The sequence below is a fragment of the Synechococcus sp. BDU 130192 genome, assembly GCF_963876085.1.
Classification (GTDB): Bacteria; Cyanobacteriota; Cyanobacteriia; order Cyanobacteriales; family MRBY01; genus MRBY01.
The window spans coordinates 152,240-178,680 of sequence record NZ_CAWNNO010000033.1 but is presented as its reverse complement, the minus strand read 5'-3'; the positions used below and the strand labels follow the sequence as shown (position 1 = coordinate 178,680).

Here is a 26,441-nt window from a genome sequence, read left to right as displayed (position 1 = left end):
ACAGAGGTTAGATTAAATGCAGTAGAGACATTCGCAATATTCGCCAGAGCTATTGGCAAGGAGCTGCCCATGTCCCCGGAAACCAATTTGACCCTCGAACAAAGGCTACAGGTGCAAATCTTTGAAACCCGTACCCAAGACCTGAGCCTGGAGCAAGCCCAAGAATTTTTAATGGAAATGTTTCGGCAAATGCTGGTGAAAGACAACCTGTTCACCAAGTTAACGGAAAGCTAGACCCAGGTTTAGGTGTCTAGAAATAGTATTGAAAAAAACTGTCGGCGATCGCCCTTCTCCTATTCCTCTCAGGTGGCGATCGCTTTTTATTGGGATTTTTTTGTGGGCAAATTTTTGCTAATCCCTAAGCTTTTAGGAGCCAAAGGGCGGTGTGGGTCACATCAGAATCGTCCGGTTGGATCAAGAGAAAATGTAACCCTTGGGCCTGCTGGAGCCGTTGTTGGTAACGTTGTCCGGCGCTGGCGATCGCCTGGTCATGGAAAGTCATGATCACCCACCGTTGGGTATCGGCCCCGGTAAGGACAAGTCCGCCCGCGAGGTTGGCCTCCGTTTCCTGGTAAAAAACCGTTTGGGGTTGCTGCTCCTGGAGCCACTGGGCCAACTGCATCGACTGCCTGCCGCCATAAATAATCGTCCCCGGAATCAACACATTAGAAGCTAGCCCCAATTTCACCGGCTGCAACTCCTCCGGCAGTGACAAAATCGGGATCGGGCGATCGCCAAACAAATCCCAAAAATCTCCGGCGGGAATGCTGCCAAAACGCCAATTTTCACCCCAAAGTTCATCGGGCAAAGGTTGGGGGGGAGCGGGTAAATTTTGCGCCATAATCAATGTGCCTCAGGGATTGTTTTCATACAAACTAATACAGACTTTGAATCCAGTCCCATTCTCGCCGCAGGCCCTCACTGAGTTTCACCTGGGGGTCATAACCCAAAATCGTTTTCGCCTTGGTCACATCGGCGCTGGTATGTCTGGCATCTCCCCGGGCGCGATCGCCATAGTTTCGTGGAATCGGTTTGCCAACGATCTGGTCAATTTCATCGAGCACATCATTTAAAATCACCCGACTGCCACCGCCAATATTGAAAATTTCGCCAATCGCCTTTGGTTCCTGGGCTGCCAAAAGGTTCGCCTGTACCGCATCGCTGATATAGGTAAAATCACGGGTTTGTTTCCCATCGCCATAAATACCAATACTTTCACCGAGGATTGCCGCCCGGAAAAACTTATGGAAAGCCATATCGGGCCGTTGCCGGGGGCCATACACCGTGAAGTAACGCAGGGATGTGACCGGGACAGCGTAATTTTTTAAATAAAGCCAGCAGAGCCGTTCCGCCGCTAATTTTGTAATGCCATAGGGAGAAACGGGCTGGGGACAAATGGTTTCTGGGGTGGGCATGGTTTCCGCATCACCATAAACCGAGGATGTACCCGCATAGACAAAACGTTCTAAAGTACCGACCTTTTTCGCCGCTTCGAGCATCACCTGGGTGGAATTAATATTTCGCTCGGTGTAGTCCCGAAAGCCGATGCCCCAACTGGCCCGTACTCCGGCTTGGGCTGCCTGATGGTAAACCACACTCACACCTTTCAGCAGATCTTCCCAATCGAGGTGCTGGATATCTGCTTCGATGAGTTGGAAATTTTGGTACTGAGCGAGGGCGGCTAGGTTTTTACGCTTGAGGGTGGTGTCGTAATAGTCATTCACCTGATCAACACCCACCACTGTAATCCCCTGCTGGAGTAGGGTTTCTGCGAGGCTAGAGCCAATAAATCCCGCAGCGCCTGTGACAATGACCTTCGACATGATGATGTTCGGGGGAGAAAAATTTGATGTTTCCAAAATAGAGGATGGGGTTAGGCGATCGCAAAGTTTTTTTCAGCCACCGGCACTCCCCCAATTTTGTTGTATTACAATATGCGATACGACAATGGTGTTGTTAATGATTACCCTAAGACTTGACCCAGACCTAGACAAAATAGTTAGTAATACGGCCAAAAATTTAGGCATCACAAAATCTGAACTAATCCGCAAAAGCCTAGTTGAATACATTCACAATCTCGACCAACAAAGTGCTTGGAAAACTGGCAAAGATTTGTTTGGCAAATATAGCAGTGGTAGAGATGATTTATCTTCCTGTCGAAAAATGCTCCTAAAAGAAAAGCTTAAAGCGAAGCGAGCATAAAAAAGATCTTAATTGACTCTGGGCCGCTGATTGCCCTGTTTGATGCGTCGGATAAATATCATCCAAAAGCCTTGGAATTCATTAGAAACAATAATCTGCCGCTGATTACAACGATTGCCTCAATCACAGAAACCCTCCATCTGTTAGATTTCAATCGCAATGCACAAATTGATTTTCTGGAATGGATTAGTAGAGGTGGTGTAGAAATTCATCAAATTGAAAACCATGATTTTCAGCGGCTACGGGAACTGACAGAAAAGTACCGTGATTTACCCATGGATTTTGCGGATTCTTGCTTAGTGCTTCTCGCAGAAAAATTAAATTTAGATACCATCGCCACCATTGACCGCGATTTTTCTATCTACCGGATTAAGGGCCGGAAAAAATTTAAAATCATCCTTTCCTAAAAAATGCAGAATTAATTCTTCATTCAGTAACGCAAGGCTCGTCCAAGTTGCTCCATCCCTAAAAAACTGCTTCAATCGGCAAAGGCAACATCGTTCAGGGGAATCCATGCCAGAACTACCAGAGGTGGAAACCGTTCGTCGCGGTTTGATGCAGATTAGTGTAAATCAGCGGTTTACAGGGGCAGAAATTCTCCTCCGGAAAACCCTGGCCTATCCTACAGATCCCGATCACTTTCTAGGGGCAATCCAAGGCTTGGTTATTCAAGATTGGCAACGGCGCGGCAAGTATTTACTCGGAAAATTATCCGATGGTTCTACCCTTGGCGTTCACCTGCGGATGACGGGGAAATTTCTCTGGACAACCCCGGATGTGCCTGTGCAAAAACATACTCGGATGCGGTTTTTCCTGACAGGCGATCGCGAACTGAGATTTGTTGACCTGCGCACCTTTGGGCAAATTTGGTGGGTACCAGCAGGAACTATTGTGGAATCTGTAATTACGGGATTGACACGCTTGGGTGTGGAACCCCTTTCCCCAGACTTTACGGCGGATGTGCTGGCTACTTGCTGCGAAAAGCGCCAGCGGCCAATGAAGACTTTCTTGCTTGACCAAAGCATCGTGACTGGCTTGGGCAATATCTATGCTGACGAAGCGCTGTTTAAATCGGGTATTCATCCCACCCGCAAGGCTAGCAGCTTAAAGATGTCAGAAATTGAGAAGCTCCATAAAGCGATTGTCGAAGTGCTGGAAACTTCTATTGCCCAAGGCGGCACCACCTTTAGCGATTTTGTCAGCACCACGGGCACCAACGGCAACTATGGCGGTATGGCTCTCACCTACGGGCGCACGGGAGAACCTTGTCGCGTTTGCAGTCATCCCATCGAACGGATCAAACTCGGTGGACGATCGACCCATTTTTGTCCCCAATGTCAGGGCTAATGTGTTTGTTTGATTAATCTTTGGCTTGGATGATGTAGCCGCACTGGTGTTCCCCTTCGTTGATCCATTGAGTGCGGGTTACGGTGCAGTCGGGTAAAACTTCTTCAAACATCTCCAGTTCGTTACCACAGACCATCGGAAAGGATTCGGCCACATCGGCGATCGCACAATGATGTTCCGTCAATAAAAAACCGTCATGACCATGGTCTGTCGCCGGAATGACCTCCGCCATGTAGCCTTCTTCTTTGCGTAAATTGACCAAACGGGCTAAACGCTCTGGTAAGGAACCATCCCCAAGGCGATCGCGGTAGCTGTGGGCCTTCTTTTGCCACTGTTTGCGGAGCACTTCCTTAACTTGTTCTTCCCCCGCCGTCTCTGCCAAGGTATCCAAAAAAGACACCGCAAAATCGTTATAGCGGTTCGGAAAGCGATCGCGGCCGGCCCGACTCAGACCATAAAAATAATTAGGACGCCCCAAACCCTCCTGCTTTGCCCGGTGTTCAATGAGGCCTTCTTCTTCTAGATCTTTCAGGTGGCGTCGCACCGCCTGGGGGCTAATTTGTAAAGATTTCGCCAACTGCACAGCCTTAACTTGACCATGTTTCAATAAATATTCCAAAATGTCATGCTTCGTTGAACGGGTTTCGGCGCGGGTGTCAGAAAGGGTCATGGATAAGCCGTTAGACAAGATCTACCACAAATATTTGACAACTTTTTTGTTGTTAAAGTACCTTGAATAGAAACTAAAACAACCAAACAGTTGTTAAACTAATCATATCGCGTTTTCTTAATCCGACAACGCCAAACCCAGAAAGCATTACCCATTCTGTAGAGAGACTGACCCCAGCATGAGTGCGACCGTCAAAACCCTTGTCAATCAGCCCTATAAATATGGTTTCGTCACAGATATCGAGACGGAAAAAATTCCCCGTGGCCTCAGCGAAGATGTCGTTCGCTTAATTTCCGCCAAGAAAAACGAACCGGACTTTATGCTGGAGTTTCGTCTCAAAGCTTACCACCAGTGGCTTAAAATGGCTGAGCCAGAATGGGCCCACGTTAAATATCCCCCCATCGACTACCAGGACATCGTTTACTACGCTGCCCCCAAAAAAGAAACTAAAAAAATCGAGAGCCTGGACGAAATTGATCCGGCCCTCCTAGAAACGTTCGAGAAGCTAGGCATCCCCCTTTCAGAACAAAAGCGTCTATCCAATGTCGCTGTAGATGCCGTTTTTGATAGCGTTTCCATTGCGACCACCTTTAAAAAAGACCTCGCCAAGCACGGTGTAATTTTCTGCTCCATTTCCGAAGCACTGCAGGAATACCCAGACCTGGTCAAAAAATATCTCGGTACCGTTGTGCCCACTTCTGACAACTACTTTGCGGCGCTCAACTCTGCTGTGTTTAGTGACGGTTCCTTTGTCTTTATTCCCAAAGGCGTGAAATGCCCGATGGAGTTGTCCACCTATTTTCGGATCAATGATGGGGAAACAGGTCAATTCGAGCGGACGCTGATTATCGCCGAAGAAGGTGCCTCCGTGAGCTATCTCGAAGGTTGTACTGCACCAATGTTTGACACCAATCAACTCCATGCTGCTGTGGTTGAATTGGTGGCCCTCGACAACGCTGACATCAAATATTCCACCGTCCAAAACTGGTTTGCGGGAGACGAAGAGGGCAAAGGCGGTATCTACAACTTCGTGACGAAGCGGGGCCTCTGTAAAGGTATTAATTCTAAGATTTCCTGGACTCAGGTAGAAACCGGCTCGGCGATCACCTGGAAATACCCCAGTTGTGTCTTGCTCGGCGATAACTCCGTAGGTGAATTTTATTCCATTGCTTTAACGAATAATCACCAGCAGGCCGACACGGGCACCAAAATGATCCACATCGGTAAAAACAGCCGTAGCACAATCATTTCTAAAGGCATTTCGGCGGGCAAATCGAAAAATAGCTACCGGGGCTTGGTGAAAATGCACCCCAAAGCTGACGGAGCGCGTAACTATTCCCAATGTGATTCGATGCTCATTGGCGATACGGCGGAGGCCAATACTTTCCCCTACATCCAAGTGGATAATCAAAATGCCAAGGTGGAACATGAAGCTTCCACTGCAAAAATTGGCGAGGAGCAGCTCTTTTACTTTGCCCAGCGGGGTATCGCCGAAGAGGACGCCATTTCAATGCTTGTTAGTGGCTTCTGTAAGGATGTACTCAGTGAGTTACCGATGGAATTTGCGGCTGAAGCAGATAAACTTCTCAGCCTCAAACTCGAAGGCACTGTTGGGTAGCTTCAAACCTCAATTATCAGCAAATAAGTATTCGTTTTTTAGTTCAGAAATAAGCAATTGAAGGCAATGAGTGACGTTATTTTAGCGATTAAAAATTTGACCGCGACCGTCGATGGTCAGCCGATCCTCAAGGGCGTTGATCTAGAGATCAAAGCAGGAGAAATCCACGCAATTATGGGCCGGAATGGTTCAGGAAAAAGCACCCTGTCAAAAATTATTGCGGGCCACCCTGAGTATGAAGTCACTGGTGGCGAAATTATCTACAAGGGCGAAAACCTGCTGGAAAAAGAAGCCGAAGAACGGGCTTTAGATGGTATTTTCCTCGCCTTCCAATATCCGTTAGAGATTCCTGGGGTGAGCAACCTTGATTTCCTGAGGGTTGCCTACAATGCCAAGCTCAAGCATCAGGGTAAAGAGGAGATTGATGCCTTTGATTTTGAGGATTTGATCGAAGAAAAACTCGAAGTGGTCAAAATGAACCCCAGTTTCCTCGAAAGAAGCTTGAACGAAGGCTTTTCTGGGGGCGAGAAAAAGCGCAACGAAATTTTACAAATGGCCCTACTAGAGCCGAGCCTAGGCATTTTAGATGAGATTGATTCTGGCCTCGATATTGATGCGCTGCGAATTGTGGCGGAAGGGGTTAATCAATTGGCAACACCCGATAATGCGTTTCTTTTAATCACCCACTACCAACGCTTATTGGATTACATCACGCCCCAGTTTGTCCATGTGATGTACGATGGCCGGATTGTGAAGAGTGGCGGTAAGGAACTTGCCCTGGAATTAGAAGCAACGGGCTATGATTTCCTCGATCAAGAACTGACTGCGGGGGTTGTGTAACGATGTCTAGCGGTACCATGACAGCGGCGATCGCCTTTTCCCAGAGTCAACCGACAGAAGTCGATCCCAATCTGGAAAAATTTCTCGGATTACTCGACCGAAACCAATCAGCGGAATTTCAAGCCATTCGCGATCAAGGCCTTGAAAAAGTTCGCCAAGGAAAATTCCCAAGCCGACGGGATGAAGCCTGGCGGGTAACAGATTTATCTGTGCTCAAAAATACGGCTTTTCAGGCGGCGCAACCGACAACCCCAACGGCGGCAGATTTGGAAGTTTTTGCCCTACCGGAAACAACCAACAGTCGTTTGGTATTTGTGAATGGCCACTATGCCCCCGACCAGTCCTGCGTTTCGGGATTACCTGACAGCGTTTTTGTCGGCAACTTCACGGCATTAGCGACGGCTCAAAAAGCGGCGATCGCCAAATATCTTGGCCAGCAGACTCAGCAACTGGATGTGTTTGCCGCCCTCAATGATGCAGGTCTTGGGGATCTCGCCATTGTTTGGGTGCCGAAAAATACCGTTGTTGAACAGCCAATCCAACTGCTATTTCTGGGCAACGGTGCGGATCAACCGACGGCTATGCAGTCCCGCTGTCTCGTGATTGCGGAAACGGGAGCCCAAGCTAATGTGGTGGAATATTACGGGGCGATCGCCCAGGGTTGCACCGATCAAGATACCCACCGCTATTTCAACAATGCTTTAACAGAAGTTTGGGTGCAGGCCAATGCCCGCCTTAACCATGTGCGGGTACAACGGGAAGCTGGGGGCGCGATTCATCTCGGTAATACGGCGATCGCTCAGGCCCAAGACAGCCATTACCAACTCACAGAAGTTAATTTTGGTGCCCAACTGAGTCGCCATACCCTGACCCTGACCCAAAACGGCCCCCAAACAGAAACCATTCTAAAGGGGTTAACCATGGTTGGCGCTGAACAACTCAGCGACACCCACACCGCCGTTTATCTCCAGCATCCCTACGGCAGCGTCGATCAACTCCATAAATGCATTATTGACGATGCGGCCCGGTCTGTTTTCAACGGCCAAATTCATGTGCCTCAGAAAGCACAAATGACTAATGCGGCCCAACTGAACCGTAATTTGCTGCTGTCTCCCAAGGCCAAAGTCGATACCAAACCCGAACTGCAAATTACCGCCGATAACGTGAAATGTGCCCACGGCGCCACCGTCAGCCAACTGGAAGCCGAGGAAATTTTCTACCTCCGCAGTCGCGGTCTCAATGACTATGATGCGCGCCATTTGCTGATTGATGCCTTTGCTGCGGAAATTCTCGATACCGTGGCGATCGCCCATTTACAGCAGGCCCTTACGGGTTGTGTTGCCTGTCGCACCGTTGACTAACTTGTAAATTGCCGCCCCAACTGTTCCCGCTCACCCATCCGACCCAGTGAATCCCCTATGATCACAACCCAACCGAAACCCCTTACCGAACAGGTTCGTGACGACTTTCCCATCCTGCACCAAACCGTACACGGAAAGCCACTGATCTACTTCGATAACGCTGCCACCTCCCAAAAACCCAAGGCCGTCCTCGATGCGTTGCTGCATTATTACCAGCAAGATAATGCCAATGTTCACCGGGGGATCCATAGCCTGAGTGCCCGGGCAACGGATGGCTACGAAGGGGCACGGGATAAAGTCGCCCGGTTTATCAATGCGGCCAGTCGTGATGAAATCGTTTACACCCGCAATGCCAGTGAAGCGATTAATCTTGTCGCCTACAGTTGGGGGTTGAGTAATCTGGGGCCGGGGGATGAAATTATCCTGTCGGTGATGGAACACCACAGCAACATTGTGCCTTGGCAAATGATCGCGGCGAAAACTGGGGCTGTCTTGAAGTATGTGCCGTTAACCCAGGATGAAACCTTTGATTTTGAGCAATACCAAGCGCTACTTAGCGACAAAACGAAGCTAGTCACAGTGGTTCATGTCTCCAATACCTTGGGCAATGTAAATCCGGTGACGGAGATCATCCAAGCGGCCCGCAAATATGGCGCAAAAATTCTCATTGATGCCTGCCAGAGTTTGCCCCATATGCCCGTTGATGTGCAGCAAATGGACTGTGACTGGCTCGTCGGCTCTGGTCACAAAATGTGTGCGCCCACGGGCATTGGTTTTCTCTATGGAAAACGGGACATTCTCGAAGCGATGCCTCCCTTCTTGGGGGGTGGAGAAATGATCGCCGAGGTCTTCTTTGATCATTCTACCTACGGTGAACTGCCCCACAAATTTGAAGCGGGAACCCCAGCCATCGGTGAGGCGATCGCCCTTGGAGCGGCGGTGGATTATCTCTCTCAAATTGGGATGGATCGCATCCACGCCTACGAAGCTGAACTCACTGCCTATCTTTTTAAGGGACTCCGGGACATCCCGAACCTAAAAATTTATGGCAAACAACCCGATGCCCAAGGGGAAGGTCGGGCGGCCCTCGCGGCCTTTAACGTTGCTGGTGTCCATGCCAACGACTTAGCGACCCTCCTCGACCACGACGGCGTTGCCATTCGTTCCGGCCACCACTGCACCCAACCCCTCCACCGTCTGTTCGATGCCTCTGGCAGTGCCCGCGCCAGCCTCTATTTTTACAACACCACCGCTGAAATCGATCAGTTTATTGCTGCCCTGAAGGACACCATTGATTTCTTTACCAGCATGGGTAGTTAATGACGCATACTTCTCAAATCTCCCTAATTTTCGCTAACTGCTAGAGATCATCAAGCAATACTACGAAAACTCACATTGTCTCCTTCTTCTGACTGTTTAAAGAGGAGTAGCGGTGTGGGTTTTGCTTTTTGATCCCATTCAATGGTGACGACACGCCCTTGCACCGTGGGCTGCCAATAGTCCGGGGCTTCACTGGGATTGAGGAACTTTTCAAGACAATCAATAATTTGTTCAACGGTGATGCTGCTAGCTTGGGCGGGAAGTTTTGTAAGGCTAATATTTACCCGAAATAAAACCCCCTCTTGACGTTGACCTTCTCGATTAATCGTGTCGTAATAAACGTCAAAAATTTCATCCACGGGGCGACCACTGGTGGCAATACCGACGGTAGCTACATCGGCGGTACTGGGGCGTAGAGCAACACTGATAATTAGACGCACCTTAATTTTGAGCTGGTTCACAATCACGTAGTGGAACTGATCTTCTTCCATCCGCATCCGGAGGTAATCGAGGTTAAACTCCCGGGAGTGCACCAAGTCCGGGTTGCTTTCCATTTTCTTGATGGTGTTCAGGGCCAGTTTGAGTTTTTTCTTGAGATCGTTAATTTTGTAACGATTGAGCTTGGCTTCTTTTTTGTGCTTTTGATTAATGCCACGAATATAGAACAAAAGACCTAGGGTAGTGCAGAAGAAGGCTGAAGCAAGGGCAATCCATAGGGCAATGCCACCAAAGGTCGGGCGATCTAAGGTTGTAATCGGTGTGGGCTGTTGCGCGATGATCGGCTTTGTGGAAGGGAGGGTTGGCGGCATATGCAAGGATAAACGGAAAATTTTAGGATGAAGGTATGGCCAGAAGTTATTAACAGATTAACAAGGGTCGGTAGGGTCTGTTTCCAGAAGTATAGAAAAAATTTAGAACCATGGAGAGTTCATCGGCCACAATTGGCGGTGGGGCGATCGCCGAATCATTCCCCAGCATTTTCACAAAAACATTGTGTATGATGAGGCGTCTCTGGGAAAATAAGAGAGTGGCAATTTTTGAGAATTGTCCAGGCCCGGCAAAAATTTAATGGAATAGGTTGCAAACCCACGATGAACAAAGCCCTTGGTTGTTTGGAACAGTCAGTAAATACCCGTTGGACAGTGGCGGATAGCGAGACGTTATACCAAGTGGCAGGGTGGGGGGAACCATATTTTTCGATTAATAACCAGGGTCATGTGCAGGTGTCTCCCCTTGGGGACGCAGGGACGAGTATTGATCTATTTGAGCTGGTAGAATCCCTCAAGCAGCGAAACATTGGTTTACCCTTCTTGATTCGTTTTCCGGATATTCTCCGCGATCGCATTGAACGGCTCCAGGACTGTTTTGCGACGGCGATCGCCCGGTATGACTATCCGAACCATTACCGGGGTGTCTATCCGGTCAAATGCAATCAGCAGCGCCATTTGGTAGAAGATCTTGTGGAATTGGGGCGCACCCACCACCTGGGCCTAGAAGCGGGTTCTAAGCCAGAACTTATGATTGCGATCGCCCTGTTGGAACCAGAGGCCGATCAAGAGCGACTGCTCATTTGCAACGGTTATAAAGACCAGCATTACATTGAAACGGCCCTCCTAGCGACCCAATTGGGACACCGCGCCTTGATCGTGATCGAACAGCCGGAAGAATTAGACTTGGTGATTCGGGCGAGTCAAAGTTTGGGCATCCGGCCGATGTTGGGCATTCGCGCCAAGCTTGCCAGTCGCGGCATTGGTCGTTGGGGGGGCTCCTCTGGCGATCGCGCTAAATTTGGGCTAACCATTCCGCAGATTTTGCGGCTCGTGGAAAAACTACAGGCAGAGGAAATGCTCGATTGCCTGCAATTGTTGCACTATCACATCGGTTCCCAACTTTCCTCGATCAGTGTTGTTAAGTCTGCCATCCGAGAAGCCTCACAAATCTATGTGGAACTGGTAAAACTCGGCGCTCCCATGGGCTTTTTGGATGTGGGCGGCGGTCTCGCGGTGGACTACAGCGGCTCCAAGAACAATTTCCCCTCCTCGAAGAACTACAACATGCAAAACTACGCCAACGACGTGGTGGCGACGGTGCAAGATACTTGCGATGAAACTAACGTGCCCGTGCCCGTGCTGGTAAGTGAAAGTGGGCGGGCGATCGCCTCCCACCAGGCTGTGTTAATTTTTGATGTCCTCGGCAGTAGTGAAGTTGACCCGATTTTGCCCCCGAAGCCCGACTATAAAGAGCATTTGGTGCTGCGTAATTTGCGAGAAACCTACGACACTATTACCCCAGAAAATTACCAGGAAAACTATCACGATGCCATGCAATTCAAAGACGAAGCCATCAGCCTGTTTAATTTGGGCTATCTCAGCTTAGGCGATCGCGCCAATGCCGAGGAATTGTACTGGTCTTGTTGTCAAAAGATTTTTTCGATTATCCAGGGGCAAGCCAGCATCCCCGAAGACTTTGAAGAACTTTGGCAAAATATGGCCGCCCTCTACTATGTGAATTTGTCTGTGTTTCAATCGGTGCCAGACAGTTGGGCCATTGATCAGCTTTTTCCGATTATGCCGATCCACCGACTCCACGAAGAACCGACAAAAAAAGGCATCCTGGCAGATTTAACCTGTGATAGCGACGGACGTATTAACCGTTTTATTGATACCAAGGCCGAAAGTAAAAATCTTCTTGAACTGCACCCTCCCAATGGTCAGCCTTACTATCTGGGTCTCTTTTTGATGGGCGCTTACCAAGAAATTATGGGCAACCTCCACAACCTGTTTGGCGATACCCATGTGGTACACGTGCGCCTGACCGATGACGGTTATCACCTCGAACACCTCGTAGAAGGGGACACGATCAAAGAAGTTTTGCAGTATGTGCAATATGACGTGGCCGATCTCCTCGAAACAATGCGGTGTCGCACAGAGAAAGCCCTCAGTGAAAAACGCCTAACCCTCCAGCAGTCACAACTTTTGATTAACCATTATCGTCAAAGCTTAGAAAGCTACACCTACCTCCACTAATCATCCGATCAGCGCAAATTCACAAGGAATCTGTATTTCCTCCAAGCCCAAATATTGACTTGTTTTTCTACAGGATAAGAAAAGCAGCTGTTCTCTCTATGCTTGGCTATTAACAGCTTTAATTTGAGAACTTAAGAGGCGATCCATCCAATGTTCAAAAAATTCACGGTTTGCCTGTTGCTCAGCGAGGGTTTTGGGTTCTAACCCGTGGGGAGCCAGCCCCATCAAAGCCGCACTGGTCACACAGAACATTGATTTTTGGAAGGTTTGGCAAATTTTAACCCGCAAATCCTGCTCTTTGCGCAGGGTGCCCATATAGTAATCCCAGAGATAATCGGGTAAGAAGTGGCGCATATCTTGCATCAATAGAGTCGGCGGAATCCCCGAACCACCAATGGGTAATGGGTCGGCATAGAGGGCCCCATAGGTAAAGATCCCTTGTTCGGCGGGGACTTGGGCGGCCTGGGCATTGTAGGAGATGGTGCCAGCAAAGGGGGTTCCCCGGAAGAAAATCGCTTCAACGTAGGGAACAGCAGTATCCATCAGGAAAGTTAAACCCGCAGATTCTGGGATCAACTCATACACTTCCCCTTTGATTTCGACCTTGTAGGTGATGGGACGGCTGGCATCGGCCACCAATCCGGCTAGGACGTGGTTGGTCACGTCGGCAGTGGTTTTGATTTCGCCGGCATCGTAGCGATCGCTCAAGTCGAGAAACATATCACTCATGACGCGCCAAAACTGACCCAAGCCTGTGTAGTAGGCCATTTGTCGAGTTTGCTCTAGGAGAAAATCGGGAAAGAGTTTATTCAAACCCAACATGAAGGGATTATTTTTCCAGCGGGCGGCGATCGCCTTTTTGGCGGCCTCAATAAATTCTGGCGTGTCGAGGTAGGCATCTAAACCCCCACCACCATGCCAAAACATCGACTTCATGCAATATTCGGCATATTCAAAGTTAATCCGGTCATGCCACCAATGTTTCAGGAGGCGATCGCCCGTTAATTGGCCGTTGAAATACTTAAAAAAGGGAAAAACATTGAGAAATTGCGATTCGGCCACATAGTTCAGATTATTCGAGTAGGCATCTAAGACCACCCCATAACTCTTGAGGATGCCCACCACTTCCATCACATTTTGATCGCTATTTTCCAGCATCGGTAAACCTTGCTCAAGGCGATGAATGAAAGGGGCAAGGGGATGCCGCGAAGGCTCTAAAACAGCAGTGACCATATTCATATCCACAATTCTTAAACGCTTACTTTTACTTTAAAGAAATTTCAATAGCCGTCGGGGATGCCACCAAGGCCGCTGTGTCGATCTCACTCCAGCGCACCAGCCACTGGGGCTGCAACCCAAAGACGAACAGCAATATCACTAACATAACCGCCGGAAACTGATCCGCCCAATTGACCGGGGACATATTAATGAGTTCTGGGGTCAAGCGGCCAAAAAAGACCTTATTAATCATCAGCAGAAAATACACCGCCGTGAGACCTGTCCCCACCATACACAGGAGAGTCGCCACTGGATACACCGGAAAGCTGCCCCGAAAAATGAGGAATTCAGCGATAAAGCCCGCCATCCCCGGCAAACCCGCACTGGCCATGACCCCCAGGATCATCAAACTACCCGTCAAAGGCAGACCCCGTTCTGGGGTGAGCAGTCCCCGTAGATAATCGACATCCCGACTGCCCGTTTTTTTGTAGACAATGCCCACCAACAAAAAGAGCAGCCCAGAGATTAAACCATGGCTGACCATCTGGATTTCTGCCGCTGCCAAACTTAAGGGGGTCGCCGCCGCCGCCGCCAGCAGAATAAACGCCATGTGGGCAATGGAGGAATAGGCCACCACTTTTTTCATGTCTTTTTGGGCGATCGCACAGGAAGCCCCATACAAGGCACTGATCGCCGCCCAGATCGCCAACCAAGGGGCCACGACAGCCCAAGCCAGAGGAAATAGGCCAATCCCAAACTTCAGTAGACCGTAGGTACCAACTTTGAGGAGCACCCCCGCCAAAATCACCGATACAGGGGTAGACGCTTCGACGTGGGCATCCGGGAGCCAAGTATGGAAGGGCAAAAACGGAATTTTGATCCCAAAGCCCACCAAAATGCCACCGAGGAGAATTAATTGGGTGGTCAGGGGCAACAAATCACTGTGGAGGGCACTGTAGGCAAAGGTATTAGATTCTGTGAGGAAGGCCAGACCCAAGAAAGAAGCCAGAATTAAAATGCCGGAAACGGCTGTGTAGAGCAAAAATTTAATGGCGGCATAGCCTCGTTTTTTGCCGCCCCAAATCGCAATGAGGAAATATAGAGGGATAATTTCAATTTCGTAGAACAGAAAAAAGAGCAGCACATCCTGGGCCAAAAACGCCCCATTGACACTCGCCTGCAAGAGCAAAAAGAGGGCGTAATAAAAGCGGGGGCGGTGCAGATCCTTCGGGCTAATCCAGAGGGCTACTAGGGTCAACAACGCATTGAGGGCAAGGAGGGGCAACGATAGACCATCAACACCGAGATCGTAGTTCAGGCCCAACCACTCAATCCAAGGATAATGTTCAACAAATTGGAGGCCGGCGATCGCCACATCATAATGGAGCCCCAGCCAAGCTGTCCAAACAAAAACGAGGGCAGCCGCTCCCAGGGCCATCGTCCGGGAAAACTGATTTTTTTCTCCCTGGGGGAGTATCGCCACCAACAGAGCTCCGACCAAGGGCAGCCAAATTAAGGCACTCAGCATTCTTTCCTCCAAAATTCACAAAAAAGCAGATTTAACAACAAAGGGGGAAACTCCTTAGGCCAACTGATTCGACCAAAAATCCGTAATCATCGTCCATTGACCCGTGGCCATAAACCAGACTAGGCCGAGGATCATCCCTAAAACAATCGTCAAAACATAGAATTGAGACTGTCCCGAAACGTTGTAACGTAGAGCGCTTCCACTAAAAAGTGTCGCCAAACCGGTCAAGTTGACAAAGCCATCCACAACGTAGCGATCAAACCAAGCGGCAAGTTTTGAAAGGGTTGTGACCAGCCAAACCACCGTCACGTTGTAAATGCGGTCAATGTAAAAATCGTAGGCTAGCAAATCCTGCAAAAAGCGCAGATAAAGCTGTCGGGGGCGACTCAGGGAAGGATTCAAAGTAATCGTTAGACCAGCGACTAAGCCGAGACCTCCCGCGATCATCAGTGCAGGTATTGCTAAAGTCACGATGAGCGGCCGTTCAACAAGGGTCGGCAGGGATGGGTTAAAGAGCAATTGCCATTGGTGTAAAAAGAAAGGCACCATCAGGGTCATTAGGATCAGACTCACCATAGGCACAGCCATTTGCCAGACCACCTCAGGCGATCGCCGCGTTTTTGGCTTGGGGGCACCGAGGAAAACAGAACGAAAGACCCTGGTCAGATTAAAGCTGGAACAGAAGTTTACGCCCACGAGGAGTAGCACGAGCCACGGGGGCGTATCCCAAAAACCATCGACCCAACGGCGCATCGTCCAAAACGTCCCCAGGGGAAAGAGGCACACAAGCCCCGCTGACCCCACCACAAAGGCACTAGTGGTTGCCGGCATCCGCGACCAGAGGCCGCCCATTTCCGTAATGTTTTGGCCGTGGGTATTGAGAATAACCGCACCAATACTCATAAATAAGAGCGCTTTGGCGATCGCATGGGTTAGCAAAAGCAACAGGGCAATATCGACTTGATTTAACCCCACCGCAATAAACACCAAACCAAGGTAAGCACTGGTGGAATGGGATAAAGCCCGCTTAATATCAATCTGGGCCAAGGCAACCAACGAAGCCCCCACCGTAGTTACAGTACCGATAATAATCAAAGCGTCGGAGGTGATCGGCGTAATCGTGAAGACAGGCTCCATTTTGAGCAGCACATAGGCCCCCGCAGAAACCACCACCGAATTACGAATAATCCCCGCTGGGTTTGGCCCTTCCATCGCTTCATCAAGCCAGAGGTTCAACGGGAACTGGGCACATTTACCAATCGGCCCGGAAATGAGCGCAAGGCCCACGAGACTGGCTTCCCAGGGGGGCAAGGGGGGATTCGCCGCCCAAGTCTCTAGTTCACTAAACGTGAGCCCCGTACCATAGCTAGACAAAGCAACAATGCCCATCAAGAGCAAGATATCGCCGACCCGTTTGGTCAAAAAAGCATCCCTCGCCGCTGTCACGACCAGGGGTTGGGCGTACCAAAAACCAACTAATAAGTAAGTAGAAAGGGTTAATACTTCCAACAGGCCATAGCTCAAGAGCAGCGAGTCGCTAATGGCCAAACCCGATAGGGCCGCCTCAAAAAAGCCCATCAAGCCATAGAAGCGGGCAATAGACCAATCCTTTTCTAGGTACCCAAGGCCGTAGAGTTGGGCCATGAAACAAATGCCAGTGACCAGTTCCATTGCGCCGAGGTTAACCGGAGAAATTTCAATAACCAGGGAAAGGTTTAGATCGGCAACCTGGAGCCACTCCAGTGATAGTTGTTGGGGGGGCATGTTCCAAAGGGAAGCGAAGGCAAAGGAACCGTGTAAAAGACCCAAAAAGGTCATGATCAGGTTGAGGTAGGCGGCAGGTCGAGGCCCGGTGCGCCGAATTAACCCGAGGGACCAAGGCAAGGTCAAGAGTGCCCCCGTAATTCCGTAGACTGGAACTAGCCATACGCTTTGTAAAAGAAATTCACTCATGGAGGGTGTCTAGAAAATCACAACAGAAGGTTGATTGGCATTGGGTGGATTGGCCAGAAAATATTTCAAATCGTCGGTCTACAGTCTTTGTAAGAGAGTGTAATCGATTAGATGGCGATTTCCCAAAGGTTTGAGGCTTTTTTGTGGTGATAACGATGCTTAATTGGCATAGCGTTAAGAAATAATAATTTGGCGATCGCCTACATGGTTTTGTTAATTATTAAGTCGAAATGTCAGCCTTTGCCGACCCTTTGATGTTTCTTAAAATTCAGCCGAGGGGAACCACTTCTATGATTGGCGTAGTGGCTGTTGACCGTCAATTTGAAATTCTAAAAAGATAACTTTGAGTTGATGCCCAGCGGGCCGCTTTCCCGTCACCAACTCATTCGTTGGAGTAAACCTCTCCATGGCATCAATCGCAAATATCGGGCATTGGATCTCCCGCCCAACCTTTAGACATTGGCGTGGTGATTTTTTTGGGGGGCTAACGGCGGCCATTGTCGCACTCCCCCTTGCCCTTGCCTTTGGGGTTTCTTCTGGAGCCGGGGCGATCGCCGGAATGTATGGGGCCATTTGTACTGGATTTTTTGCCGCGTTGTTTGGGGGAACCCCCGCCCAGATCACGGGACCTACGGGGCCGATGACGGTGGTGATGGCAACGGTTTTTACCGCCGCCGCGAAGACCGCTGATGATCCGGCCACAGGCCTGGCGATCGCCTTCACCGTGGTCATGTTGGGGGGTCTCTTTCAGATCCTTCTAGGCATCCTGCGCCTGGGCAAATACATCACCCTAATTCCCTACACCGTCATTTCTGGGTTTATGTCTGGGATTGGTGTGATCATTATTGTGCTTCAGTTTGGCCCCCTACTTGGTTATCCCGGCGGCGCCAATATTTTGGGGGCCGTTCAAGAAATTCCCTACGATCTAACCCATCCTTACCTCGGGGCCACGGCCCTGGGCCTTCTGACTTTGGCGATTGTATTTGCTTCACCGGCCCGACTCAATCGTCTTGTCCCCTCTCCTCTCCTGGCTCTGGTCATCTGCACGATTTTATCTCTGTTAATTCCCAATCCTGACTTGGCGCGCATTGGCGACATCCCCCAGGGTTTTCCGACCCTCCATTGGCCCTATTTCAGCCTGCCTCTGTTGCGTCAAATGCTTGGCTATGGCGTGATCCTCGGTACCCTAGGCGCCATTGATTCGCTTCTGACTTCTTTAGTTGCGGACAATATCACCCGTACCCAGCACGACTCCGATCAAGAATTAATCGGCCAAGGCATTGGCAATTTTCTCTCCGGCTTTGTGGGAGGACTACCGGGGGCTGGGGCAACGATGCGGACAGTGATCAATGTGCGCTCTGGGGGCAAAAGCAACCTTGCAGGTATGCTCCATGCTCTGGTGTTATTGGTGATTTTACTTGGGGCGGCCCCCCTCACGGCCCCTATCCCCCATGCGGTCTTAGCGGGCATTTTGATTAAGGTGGGCATTGACATTATTGATTGGAGTTTCTTGAAACGGGCCCACAAAATTTCCTGGAAAGCGACGGGATTAATGTATGGTGTTTTATTGTTAACCGTCTTTGTCGATTTAATCACGGCGGTGGCAGCGGGGGTTTTTGTGGCGAATCTCCTGACGGTCAAAAGCCTCACAGATTTGCAAATGCAGCGGCTAGAAACCATCACTGCTGGGGCCGATACAAATACATTAAATGAGCGCGAACGGGAACTGTTACACCAGGCCCAGGGACACATTATTCTTTTTTGTTTAGGTGGTCCCATGAGCTTTGGGGCGGCGAAAGGGATTGCCCAACGGATGGCCATTGTTGAAAAATACGAGGTTTTAATTTTAGACCTCAGTGAGGTACCCAGGATGGGAGTGACGGCCTCCCTGGCGGTGGAGACGATGATCCGGGATGCCCACGGTCGGGGACGGGAAGTGTTTTTAGTGGGGGCCATGGGCCAGGTGCGCGATCGCCTGAGGAGATTAGAAGTGTTAAAGTTGCTGCCACCCCGCAATCGTGTAACAAATCGTTTAGATGCGCTCCAACAGGCGATCGCCTTCATTCAGCAGCGAAAAGCTTAGTCCTCTGACCTTTGGGCAACTTCTTCTAGAAACCCCTGTCTATTTAAACGATGAAGCATTGACTCTACTTAACCTTGGTATTACGAAATATCATTGCAGTTTATGTTGTCAAAGGTGCCATTGTTGCTTATGCTCTTCATAGCTTGCCAAAATCAAAATTAGTAACAAACGCGATTCTTGGCGATCGCCTTGTCCACTATAAAGCCTGTAAAGGACCCTAACCCCTGCGCAGAGGCAAGTGGTCGGTCTTATGCCGCTTCCGTTATCCCAACTAGAAGCAGACCAAACTCCCAGGGGGACGCCTGTTCCTTAGTATTTTTAAGACATTAAGCTTGATAAGCGAGGATAAATTAGATGCCTATTGCAGTTGGAATGATTGAAACCCGCGGTTTCCCCGCAGTTGTAGAAGCTGCTGACGCGATGGTAAAAGCCGCCCGTGTAACCCTCGTTGGTTACGAAAAAATCGGTAGTGGCCGCGTTACTGTGATTGTCCGTGGTGATGTTTCTGAAGTCCAAGCCTCCGTTTCCGCTGGCATTGAGAGCGCCAACCGTGTCAATGGTGGTGAAGTGCTTTCTACCCACATCATCGCCCGTCCCCACGAAAACCTCGAATACGTCTTGCCGATTCGCTACACCGAAGAAGTAGAACAATTCAGAACCTATTAACCCTGGGACAGAGGGGCGATCACCATTCTTTTTTCGGTCACGCATCCTCTGTGATTTCCAGAAACCATTAATTAAAAGCAAGAGGAGAAAAACTCAATGTCTATTGCAGTCGGAATGGTAGAAACCCTCGGTTTCCCCGCAGTTGTAGAAGCTGCTGACGCGATGGTAAAAGCCGCCCGTGTAACCCTCGTTGGTTACGAAAAAATCGGTAGTGGCCGCGTTACCGTAATTGTCCGTGGTGATGTTTCTGAAGTCCAAGCTTCCGTTTCTGCCGGTACTGATAATGTCAGCCGCGTCAACGGTGGTCAAGTGCTTTCTACCCACATCATCGCCCGTCCCCACGAGAACCTCGAATACGTTCTGCCGATCCGGTACACCGAAGCCGTAGAACAGTTTCGTGAAAGCGTGAATCCCCAACCTCTGAGAAGAGTGTAATTTTTTAATAAAAAAATTTTTAGTTATAAATTTTCATGCAAATTGCCAAAGTACGTGGCACTGTCGTCAGCACCTACAAAGCAGAAAGCCTCCGGGGGATTAAATTTTTGCTCGTTCAATTTATAGATGAACAGGGTCAGCCCCTTCCTAAATATGAAGTGGCAGGAGACCTCGTAGGCGCTGGCGTCAATGAATGGGTTTTGGTCAGTCGTGGTGGTGCTGCCCGTACCGAAACGGGAATGGAGGGAAGACCCCTAGATGCGATGGTCATCGGCATCATTGATACGGTCAACGTCGATAATCGTTCCCTTTACAGCAAGAAAGATGCAGGCTAAATGGTCTGAATCCTTTCCAGCCGGACTACCCAAAGTCAATGCGTGGCTCGTTTGGTAATCTCAAGCAATTTATGGCGGATGGTTAAAAGCTAGCGAGAGAAGCAATCAATGACATTGAGAGGAGGGATTGATTCATGGTAGTCCGCAGTACCGCGGCTCCCCCAACACCTTGGTCTAAGGACTTAGCTGAACCAAAGATTCACGAAAGTGCCTATGTGCATTCTTTCTCGAATTTAATTGGTGATGTCACAGTTTGCGAACATGTGCTCATTTCTCCGGGAACGTCTATTCGGGCAGATGAGGGCGCACCTTTCCATATCGGGGCAGCAACCAATATCCAAGATGGCGTTGTGATCCATGGTTTGGAGCAGGGCCGTGTTGTTGGGGCAGATGGCCATGACTATTCTGTCTGGATTGGCGATCGCAGCTGTATTACCCACATGGCCCTTGTCCATGGTCCCGCCTACATTGGCAACGATTGCTTTGTTGGTTTTCGTTCCACAGTGTTTAATGCCCGCATCGGCGATGGTTGTGTCATCATGATGCACGCCCTCGTTCAAGATGTGGACATTCCCCCCGGCAAGTATGTGCCTTCGGGAGCTGTGATTACGAACCAGCAGCAGGTGGAGCGCCTCTCCAATGTGACCGAGGCCGATCGCGCCTTTGCCAAACAGGTGGTGGAAATCAATGAAGCATTACGGGAGGTCTCCCCAGGGGCCACTAATAATGGTTCACGGATTGCTGCCAACCAGCAACCAACCCCCTCTTCTTCTACAAATACAAGCGGTACTAGCGAACATCAATCGGTGGGAAATATGAGTTTAAACGGAGATCTTTACAATCAGGTGCGTGGCCTTGCCGCCCAAGGGTGCACCTTCACCGCAGAATATGCCAACAAGCGGCGCTTCAAAACCAAATCTTGGTTGAGTGCTGGTTTTGTCGAAGGTCATTCTGCTGATCAAATCATTGGTAACTTGAACCGGGTGCTGGCTGATCATGCCGGGGAATATGTCCAGTTAATCGCTGTGGCTCCCAATAGCAAATCAAGGGCGGCAGAAATTGTTGTGCAACGTCCAGGCGATAGTGCCCCAGTCCAAACATCGACAACGGCTAGCTACAGCAACAACGGCAACCGCAGCAACGGCACCAGTGCGGGAAGTCAAGCGGCAGCGGTTGGGGGCGATTTAACGTCTCAGATCCATGCTTTAGCGTCCCAGGGCTGTAGCTTTACCGCTGAACACGCCAATACCCGTCGTTTTAAGACGCAATCTTGGTTGAGCGCCGGTTTTGTCGAAGGTCATTCTGCGGAACAAATCATTGCCAACGTTAATGGCTTGTTGGGTCAATATCCTAATGAGTATGTGCAAGTCATTGCCGTTGACCCCCACAGCAAGTCTCGGGTAGCGGAATTAATCGTCCAGCGTCCTGGGGAAACGGGGACTCTATCTACTAAGGCAACAGCCTCCGCCCGTCGCAGCGGCAACAAGGTGGTTAACACGGCCTCTGGTGGTGATGTGGCAGGGCAAATCGCGGCTCTGGCTTCCCAGGGTTGTAGCTTTACGGCAGAACACGCCAGCACCCGCCGTTTTAAAACCCAGTCTTGGCTAGGGGCAGGCTTTGTGGAAGGTCATTCTGCCAATCAGATTTTGGCAAATATCCAGGCGATCGCCGCCCAGTTCCCCAACGAATATGTCCAGTTAATCGCTGTTGACCCCAACTCCAAAACACGGGCCGCAGAGATCATCATCCAACGCCCTGGCAACAATGCGCCTGTCCAGACAGCAACCGCAACCAGTAGTTTTTCGGGAGGCACGAAAGCAGCTCCAAGCAGCAATGGTTTCGGGGGTCACAGTAGTGGGAGTCTCAGTGGGGACGTGGTTTCTAAAGTCCGTTCGCTTTTGATGCAAGGCTACAAGATTGGAACAGAACACGCCGATAAGCGCCGTTTCCGGGTTAAGTCCTGGAGTAGCTGTGGCACCATTGACAGCACCCAAGAGGCAGAAGTTTTACGTCACCTCGAAGGTTGTCTCCAGGAGCACAGTGGCGAATATGTCCGCATGATTGGTGTCGATGAAGCGGCTAAACGACGGGTGCTTGAGGAAATTATCCAACGCCCCTAGGTTGTGTAACGCGACCACTTCGTTATGGGGGAGAAAACGAATGTCTATCCCCCAACCCTTACCCCACCTGTGATTAATTGAATCACCGTTGACAAAATCATTGTGACTTTCCAGGCAATTACCCATCCAGATATTCAAATTAATGGCGATGTAAGGATTCATCCCCGTGCGGTTATTGCCCCCGGTGTTATTCTGCAAGCAACCGAAGGCAATTATGTGGCGATCGCCGCTGGTGCTTGTATTGGTGCAGGTGCGATTATCCAGGCCCATGGTGGCAACATCGAGATCCATGCCGGCGCGATTATCGGGGCAGGCTGCCTCATTATTGGCCAATGCTCAGTGGGGGAAAATGCCTGCTTAGGTTATGGCTCTACCCTATTTCAAACGGCGATCGCCGCCGCCGCAATTCTCCCGCCCCAAAGCCTCATCGGCGATCTGTCCCGCCAGGAAACTACCGCTTCTTACCAGACTCAACTGCCAAAACCCGCGAATCAATCGACAACCCAACCCCTCGATCCTTGGCAGGCAGAGGACACAACTAACCAGACTGCCACAACTTTTTCGCCACCAGGGCGATCGCCCACTAGCAGCGGTAGCCGTCCCAATGTCCAGCCCCCACCAGAAGCAGGATCCCCTCCAACTGAAACACCAAACACCGAAGTGATGCCGACGGTTCCAGAATCAAAGGAATCCCTAGAATCGGGCGAAAAAACACCAGTTGTCGGGCAAGTTTATATCAATCAACTATTAATGACCCTATTCCCTCACCAAAATTCTCTCAATACCCCAAATCCACCAGATGAGCCTTAGCCCCACAAAACTTTCATGATTTCTTGAGTAAAAATTAAATGTTTAAAGTTCTTAAAGGAGATTGTTGAGAAACATAAATACTTAATTCATCTCACTTGAACGCTTTCCCTCTCTAAAGATCCCGACAGAAAACGGTTTTAGCCCAATGTCTCATTAGGTAGCATGGCTGAATTCGAGCGGGACTTTATGGCTTTTTTAGGTATTTTTGTGAGGGTAAAATAGGCCCATCAAACAGCATTAGAAATGCTAATCAGCCCAAAAAACAAAAGCAATCTTTTTTTGTTGCTAAAAGATAAAAATAAGTCGAGGCTGTGGTAACATATCCCACAGATTAAAGAAAGTCATAAGACTTGAATCTTCAGAATTTTAAAAAGCAGTTTTGCCAACGTAAGATTTTTGAAGTTTTCGACCAACGATACCGTTACTGGTATTTGTCTGTTAAAGATAAGCATTTTTGCTGGAGGAAAACCGCATGGTTCAGACCAAATCTGCTGGGTTTAATGCCGGTGTACAGGACTACCGCCTGACTTACTACACCCCCGATTACACCCCAAAAGATACCGACTTACTCGCTTGTTTCCGGATGACTCCCCAACCTGGAGTCCCCCCCGAAGAATGTGCTGCGGCTGTTGCGGCTGAATCTTCTACCGGTACTTGGACCACTGTATGGACCGATGGTCTGACTGACCTCGACCGCTACAAGGGTCGTTGCTACAACGTTGAACCCGTTCCCGGTGAAGACAACCAATATTTCTGTTTCGTTGCTTACCCCCTCGATCTGTTTGAAGAAGGTTCTGTAACCAACGTTTTGACTTCCTTGGTTGGTAACGTATTCGGTTTTAAAGCGCTGCGTGCCCTGCGCCTCGAAGACATCCGCTTCCCCGTTGCGTTAATCAAAACTTACCAAGGGCCTCCCCACGGGATCACTGTAGAGCGTGACCTCCTCAACAAGTATGGTCGTCCTCTCCTCGGTTGTACGATTAAGCCGAAGCTCGGTCTGTCTGCGAAGAACTACGGTCGTGCGGTTTATGAATGTCTCCGTGGTGGTCTTGACTTCACCAAAGATGACGAAAACATCAACTCTCAGCCTTTCATGCGTTGGCGCGATCGCTTCCTGTTCGTTCAAGAAGCTATCGAAAAATCCCAAGCTGAAACCAACGAAGTTAAGGGTCACTACCTCAACGTCACCGCTGGCACTTGCGAAGAAATGCTCAAGCGGGCTGAATTCGCCAAGGAAATCGGCACGCCCATCATCATGCACGACTTCTTAACCGGTGGTTTCACTGCGAACACTACCCTCGCGAAGTGGTGCCGTGACAACGGTGTTCTGCTCCACATTCACCGGGCAATGCACGCAGTAATTGACCGTCAGAAGAACCATGGTATTCACTTCCGGGTTCTCGCTAAGTGTCTCCGCCTCTCCGGTGGTGACCACCTCCACTCCGGTACCGTTGTGGGTAAGCTCGAAGGCGATCGCGCCGCAACCCTCGGTTTCGTAGACCTGATGCGTGAAGACTACGTTGAAGAAGATCGTTCTCGCGGTGTATTCTTCACCCAAGACTACGCTTCTCTCCCCGGCACCATGCCTGTGGCTTCCGGTGGTATCCACGTATGGCACATGCCTGCTCTCGTTGAAATCTTCGGCGACGATTCCTGCCTCCAGTTTGGTGGTGGTACCCTCGGTCACCCCTGGGGTAACGCACCTGGTGCAACTGCAAACCGTGTTGCTCTGGAAGCTTGTGTTCAAGCCCGTAACGAAGGTCGCAGCCTGGCCCGTGAAGGTAATGATGTCCTCCGTGAAGCAGGTAAGTGGTCGCCTGAATTGGCAGCCGCCCTCGACCTGTGGAAGGAAATCAAGTTCGAATTCGATACCGTTGACACTCTCTAAGCTCCTGATGAGCATCAGTGGATGGGGAAGTTTGTCACAATCTACCTATTCACTGATGATTTCCTCCCATGGAGTTTAAAAAAGTTGCGAAGGAAACGGCCATCACTTTGCAAAGCTATTTGACCTACCAAGCGGTGCGTCTGATTAGTCAGCAGCTAAGTGAAACCAATCCTGGACAGGCGATTTGGTTAGGAGAGTTCTCTAAGCATCATCCAATTCAGGAAAGTGATCTTTACCTCGAAGCGATGATGCAAGAAAACAAAGAACTTGTCCTCAGAATTCTGACGGTGCGAGAAAGCCTTGCGGAAGGAGTTCTGGAGTTTTTACCAGAGATGGTCCTCAGCCAAATCAAGCAGTCCAATGGAAACCATCGCCGTTCTTTATTAGAGCGTTTAACTCAAGTTGATTCTTCATCAACTGATCAGACTGAACCTGACCCTGGTGAGTCTGATACTTCAGAAGATTCTGAATAAACTTTGATCCGATAAAGAGGACATAAATCAATGAAAACTTTACCTAAAGAAAAGCGTTACGAAACTCTTTCTTACTTGCCCCCCCTCAGCGACCAGCAAATCGCTCGCCAAGTCCAGTACATGATGGATCAAGGCTATATTCCTGGTATCGAGTTCGAAAAAGATCCGACTCCCGAACTTCACCACTGGACACTGTGGAAGCTGCCCCTTTTCAACGCAAGCTCTGCTCAAGAAGTACTCAACGAAGTGCGTGAGTGCCGTAGTGAATATTCTGACTGCTACATCCGTGTTGTTGGTTTCGACAACATCAAGCAGTGCCAAACCGTTAGCTTCATCGTTTACAAGCCCAACCAAACCCGTTACTAAGGTTTTGTCGGTTTTTGTGACCTGAATTTAATTTGAATCATGCGGAATGCGATCGCCTTAGGACGGTCGCATTTTTTTGCTTAAAATTGTCAGAATACACCACAAAAATTCTGTTGTAGGGGTTTACCATGGTAGACCCCTACCAAAATGATTATGGCGATAAAATTCGAGGGAAATTTTTA

The 26,441-nt window shown here is 49.6% G+C and carries 25 protein-coding genes; 18 read left to right on the top strand and 7 right to left on the bottom strand.

Annotated features, from left to right (window positions below; all coding sequences use genetic code 11):
• Positions 1-69: 69 nt before the first annotated feature.
• A complete protein-coding gene (locus AACT35_RS09465) occupies positions 70-234 on the top strand; it encodes an NblA/ycf18 family protein (protein ID WP_030006375.1) in 165 nt (54 codons plus the stop codon).
• Between the two features lie 124 nt (positions 235-358).
• Here the strand turns inward: AACT35_RS09465 and AACT35_RS09460 are convergent, their stop codons facing one another.
• Both AACT35_RS09460 and AACT35_RS09455 read right to left on the bottom strand, forming a co-directional pair.
• The gene (locus AACT35_RS09460; RefSeq protein ID WP_099240738.1) at positions 359-841 is read right to left on the bottom strand and encodes a Tab2 family RNA-binding protein; all 483 of its coding nucleotides are present in this window, start codon (positions 839-841) and stop codon (positions 359-361) included.
• 34 nt (positions 842-875) lie between these two features.
• Positions 876-1,823 (bottom strand): NAD-dependent epimerase/dehydratase family protein, encoded by a 948-nt coding sequence (locus AACT35_RS09455; protein WP_099240736.1) that lies wholly within the window; start codon positions 1,821-1,823, stop codon positions 876-878.
• On the opposite strand from AACT35_RS09455, the gene AACT35_RS09450 reads away from it, so the two are divergent.
• The 3 genes from AACT35_RS09450 (at position 1,810) to AACT35_RS09440 (ending at position 3,549) form a co-directional block, all read left to right on the top strand.
• Positions 1,810-2,202: a ribbon-helix-helix protein, CopG family gene (locus AACT35_RS09450; RefSeq protein ID WP_254048080.1), complete on the top strand. Its 393-nt coding sequence runs from the start codon at positions 1,810-1,812 to the stop codon at positions 2,200-2,202. The two genes, AACT35_RS09455 and AACT35_RS09450, sit on opposite strands and share 14 nt — an antisense overlap.
• Positions 2,199-2,609, top strand: coding sequence for a type II toxin-antitoxin system VapC family toxin (locus tag AACT35_RS09445; protein ID WP_099240734.1), 411 nt, complete (start codon positions 2,199-2,201; stop codon positions 2,607-2,609). The genes AACT35_RS09450 and AACT35_RS09445 overlap by 4 nt, the downstream gene beginning before the upstream one ends.
• Positions 2,610-2,715: 106 nt before the next feature.
• Entirely contained in the window at positions 2,716-3,549 is an 834-nt protein-coding gene (locus tag AACT35_RS09440; RefSeq protein ID WP_099240732.1) for a DNA-formamidopyrimidine glycosylase, read from the top strand.
• 13 nt (positions 3,550-3,562) lie between these two features.
• On the opposite strand, the gene sufR is transcribed toward AACT35_RS09440, so the two are convergent.
• On the bottom strand, positions 3,563-4,219 hold the full coding sequence (gene sufR, locus AACT35_RS09435; protein WP_030006369.1) for an iron-sulfur cluster biosynthesis transcriptional regulator SufR: 657 nt from the start codon (positions 4,217-4,219) through the stop codon (positions 3,563-3,565).
• Positions 4,220-4,397: 178 nt separating this feature from the next.
• Between sufR and sufB the strand changes: the two genes are divergently transcribed.
• The 4 genes from sufB to AACT35_RS09415 all read left to right on the top strand — a co-directional run bounded on the left by sufB (position 4,398) and on the right by AACT35_RS09415 (position 9,358).
• Entirely contained in the window at positions 4,398-5,837 is a 1,440-nt protein-coding gene (gene sufB, locus AACT35_RS09430; protein WP_012307425.1) for a Fe-S cluster assembly protein SufB, read from the top strand.
• Positions 5,838-5,903: 66 nt separating this feature from the next.
• The gene (gene sufC / locus AACT35_RS09425; protein ID WP_099240731.1) at positions 5,904-6,677 is read left to right on the top strand and encodes a Fe-S cluster assembly ATPase SufC; all 774 of its coding nucleotides are present in this window, start codon (positions 5,904-5,906) and stop codon (positions 6,675-6,677) included.
• 2 nt (positions 6,678-6,679) lie between these two features.
• On the top strand, positions 6,680-8,038 hold the full coding sequence (sufD, locus tag AACT35_RS09420) for a Fe-S cluster assembly protein SufD (protein WP_099240730.1): 1,359 nt from the start codon (positions 6,680-6,682) through the stop codon (positions 8,036-8,038).
• A 57-nt stretch (positions 8,039-8,095) separates the two neighbouring features.
• Positions 8,096-9,358: a SufS family cysteine desulfurase gene (locus tag AACT35_RS09415; RefSeq protein ID WP_099240729.1), complete on the top strand. Its 1,263-nt coding sequence runs from the start codon at positions 8,096-8,098 to the stop codon at positions 9,356-9,358.
• Positions 9,359-9,408: 50 nt separating this feature from the next.
• Here AACT35_RS09415 and AACT35_RS09410 read toward each other — a convergent pair whose 3' ends face one another.
• Entirely contained in the window at positions 9,409-10,167 is a 759-nt protein-coding gene (locus AACT35_RS09410; protein WP_099240728.1) for a hypothetical protein, read from the bottom strand.
• Between the two features lie 282 nt (positions 10,168-10,449).
• Between AACT35_RS09410 and speA the strand changes: the two genes are divergently transcribed.
• Positions 10,450-12,384: a biosynthetic arginine decarboxylase gene (speA, locus tag AACT35_RS09405; RefSeq protein WP_099240727.1), complete on the top strand. Its 1,935-nt coding sequence runs from the start codon at positions 10,450-10,452 to the stop codon at positions 12,382-12,384.
• 96 nt (positions 12,385-12,480) lie between these two features.
• Here the strand turns inward: speA and AACT35_RS09400 are convergent, their stop codons facing one another.
• From AACT35_RS09400 to AACT35_RS09390, 3 genes are read right to left on the bottom strand one after another with little or no spacing between them, the layout of a single operon-like run.
• The gene (locus AACT35_RS09400) at positions 12,481-13,623 is read right to left on the bottom strand and encodes a CO2 hydration protein (RefSeq protein ID WP_339374606.1); all 1,143 of its coding nucleotides are present in this window, start codon (positions 13,621-13,623) and stop codon (positions 12,481-12,483) included.
• Positions 13,624-13,648: 25 nt separating this feature from the next.
• Positions 13,649-15,130 (bottom strand): NADH-quinone oxidoreductase subunit M, encoded by a 1,482-nt coding sequence (locus AACT35_RS09395; protein WP_099240726.1) that lies wholly within the window; start codon positions 15,128-15,130, stop codon positions 13,649-13,651.
• Positions 15,131-15,184: 54 nt separating this feature from the next.
• Complete coding sequence (locus AACT35_RS09390) at positions 15,185-17,083, bottom strand: NAD(P)H-quinone oxidoreductase subunit F (protein WP_062434703.1); 1,899 nt, start codon at positions 17,081-17,083, stop codon at positions 15,185-15,187.
• A 406-nt stretch (positions 17,084-17,489) separates the two neighbouring features.
• Here AACT35_RS09390 and AACT35_RS09385 point away from each other — a divergent pair, with 406 nt between their 5' ends.
• The 9 genes from AACT35_RS09385 to AACT35_RS09345 all read left to right on the top strand — a co-directional run bounded on the left by AACT35_RS09385 (position 17,490) and on the right by AACT35_RS09345 (position 26,259).
• Positions 17,490-19,166, top strand: a complete 1,677-nt coding sequence (locus AACT35_RS09385; protein ID WP_099240725.1) for a SulP family inorganic anion transporter — start codon at positions 17,490-17,492, stop codon at positions 19,164-19,166.
• A gap of 354 nt (positions 19,167-19,520) precedes the next feature.
• Entirely contained in the window at positions 19,521-19,832 is a 312-nt protein-coding gene (locus AACT35_RS09380; protein ID WP_012307414.1) for a carbon dioxide-concentrating mechanism protein CcmK, read from the top strand.
• Positions 19,833-19,928: 96 nt separating this feature from the next.
• Entirely contained in the window at positions 19,929-20,267 is a 339-nt protein-coding gene (locus tag AACT35_RS09375; protein ID WP_012307413.1) for a carbon dioxide-concentrating mechanism protein CcmK, read from the top strand.
• Between the two features lie 35 nt (positions 20,268-20,302).
• On the top strand, positions 20,303-20,602 hold the full coding sequence (locus tag AACT35_RS09370) for a EutN/CcmL family microcompartment protein (RefSeq protein WP_012307412.1): 300 nt from the start codon (positions 20,303-20,305) through the stop codon (positions 20,600-20,602).
• 134 nt (positions 20,603-20,736) lie between these two features.
• Complete coding sequence (locus AACT35_RS09365) at positions 20,737-22,722, top strand: ribulose bisphosphate carboxylase small subunit (RefSeq protein WP_099240723.1); 1,986 nt, start codon at positions 20,737-20,739, stop codon at positions 22,720-22,722.
• Between the two features lie 102 nt (positions 22,723-22,824).
• Positions 22,825-23,532: a carbon dioxide concentrating mechanism protein gene (locus AACT35_RS09360; RefSeq protein WP_158227980.1), complete on the top strand. Its 708-nt coding sequence runs from the start codon at positions 22,825-22,827 to the stop codon at positions 23,530-23,532.
• Between the two features lie 472 nt (positions 23,533-24,004).
• Positions 24,005-25,420, top strand: a complete 1,416-nt coding sequence (locus AACT35_RS09355; RefSeq protein ID WP_012307409.1) for a form I ribulose bisphosphate carboxylase large subunit — start codon at positions 24,005-24,007, stop codon at positions 25,418-25,420.
• Positions 25,421-25,488: 68 nt separating this feature from the next.
• Entirely contained in the window at positions 25,489-25,893 is a 405-nt protein-coding gene (locus AACT35_RS09350) for a chaperonin family protein RbcX (protein WP_099240719.1), read from the top strand.
• A gap of 30 nt (positions 25,894-25,923) precedes the next feature.
• Positions 25,924-26,259 (top strand): ribulose bisphosphate carboxylase small subunit, encoded by a 336-nt coding sequence (locus AACT35_RS09345; protein WP_012307407.1) that lies wholly within the window; start codon positions 25,924-25,926, stop codon positions 26,257-26,259.
• Positions 26,260-26,441 lie beyond the last annotated feature (182 nt).

Coding starts and splice junctions, on each gene's coding strand:
- AACT35_RS09465 (WP_030006375.1), top strand. CDS start 70: ATGTCCCCGGAAACCAATTTGACCCTCGAACAAAGGCTACAGGTGCAA.
- AACT35_RS09460 (WP_099240738.1), bottom strand. CDS start 841: ATGGCGCAAAATTTACCCGCTCCCCCCCAACCTTTGCCCGATGAACTT.
- AACT35_RS09450 (WP_254048080.1), top strand. CDS start 1,810: ATGACCTTCGACATGATGATGTTCGGGGGAGAAAAATTTGATGTTTCC.
- AACT35_RS09455 (WP_099240736.1), bottom strand. CDS start 1,823: ATGTCGAAGGTCATTGTCACAGGCGCTGCGGGATTTATTGGCTCTAGC.
- AACT35_RS09440 (WP_099240732.1), top strand. CDS start 2,716: ATGCCAGAACTACCAGAGGTGGAAACCGTTCGTCGCGGTTTGATGCAG.
- sufR (WP_030006369.1), bottom strand. CDS start 4,219: ATGACCCTTTCTGACACCCGCGCCGAAACCCGTTCAACGAAGCATGAC.
- sufB (WP_012307425.1), top strand. CDS start 4,398: ATGAGTGCGACCGTCAAAACCCTTGTCAATCAGCCCTATAAATATGGT.
- sufC (WP_099240731.1), top strand. CDS start 5,904: ATGAGTGACGTTATTTTAGCGATTAAAAATTTGACCGCGACCGTCGAT.
- sufD (WP_099240730.1), top strand. CDS start 6,680: ATGTCTAGCGGTACCATGACAGCGGCGATCGCCTTTTCCCAGAGTCAA.
- AACT35_RS09415 (WP_099240729.1), top strand. CDS start 8,096: ATGATCACAACCCAACCGAAACCCCTTACCGAACAGGTTCGTGACGAC.
- AACT35_RS09410 (WP_099240728.1), bottom strand. CDS start 10,167: ATGCCGCCAACCCTCCCTTCCACAAAGCCGATCATCGCGCAACAGCCC.
- speA (WP_099240727.1), top strand. CDS start 10,450: ATGAACAAAGCCCTTGGTTGTTTGGAACAGTCAGTAAATACCCGTTGG.
- AACT35_RS09400 (WP_339374606.1), bottom strand. CDS start 13,623: ATGAATATGGTCACTGCTGTTTTAGAGCCTTCGCGGCATCCCCTTGCC.
- AACT35_RS09395 (WP_099240726.1), bottom strand. CDS start 15,130: ATGCTGAGTGCCTTAATTTGGCTGCCCTTGGTCGGAGCTCTGTTGGTG.
- AACT35_RS09390 (WP_062434703.1), bottom strand. CDS start 17,083: ATGAGTGAATTTCTTTTACAAAGCGTATGGCTAGTTCCAGTCTACGGA.
- AACT35_RS09385 (WP_099240725.1), top strand. CDS start 17,490: ATGGCATCAATCGCAAATATCGGGCATTGGATCTCCCGCCCAACCTTT.
- AACT35_RS09380 (WP_012307414.1), top strand. CDS start 19,521: ATGCCTATTGCAGTTGGAATGATTGAAACCCGCGGTTTCCCCGCAGTT.
- AACT35_RS09375 (WP_012307413.1), top strand. CDS start 19,929: ATGTCTATTGCAGTCGGAATGGTAGAAACCCTCGGTTTCCCCGCAGTT.
- AACT35_RS09370 (WP_012307412.1), top strand. CDS start 20,303: ATGCAAATTGCCAAAGTACGTGGCACTGTCGTCAGCACCTACAAAGCA.
- AACT35_RS09365 (WP_099240723.1), top strand. CDS start 20,737: ATGGTAGTCCGCAGTACCGCGGCTCCCCCAACACCTTGGTCTAAGGAC.
- AACT35_RS09355 (WP_012307409.1), top strand. CDS start 24,005: ATGGTTCAGACCAAATCTGCTGGGTTTAATGCCGGTGTACAGGACTAC.
- AACT35_RS09350 (WP_099240719.1), top strand. CDS start 25,489: ATGGAGTTTAAAAAAGTTGCGAAGGAAACGGCCATCACTTTGCAAAGC.
- AACT35_RS09345 (WP_012307407.1), top strand. CDS start 25,924: ATGAAAACTTTACCTAAAGAAAAGCGTTACGAAACTCTTTCTTACTTG.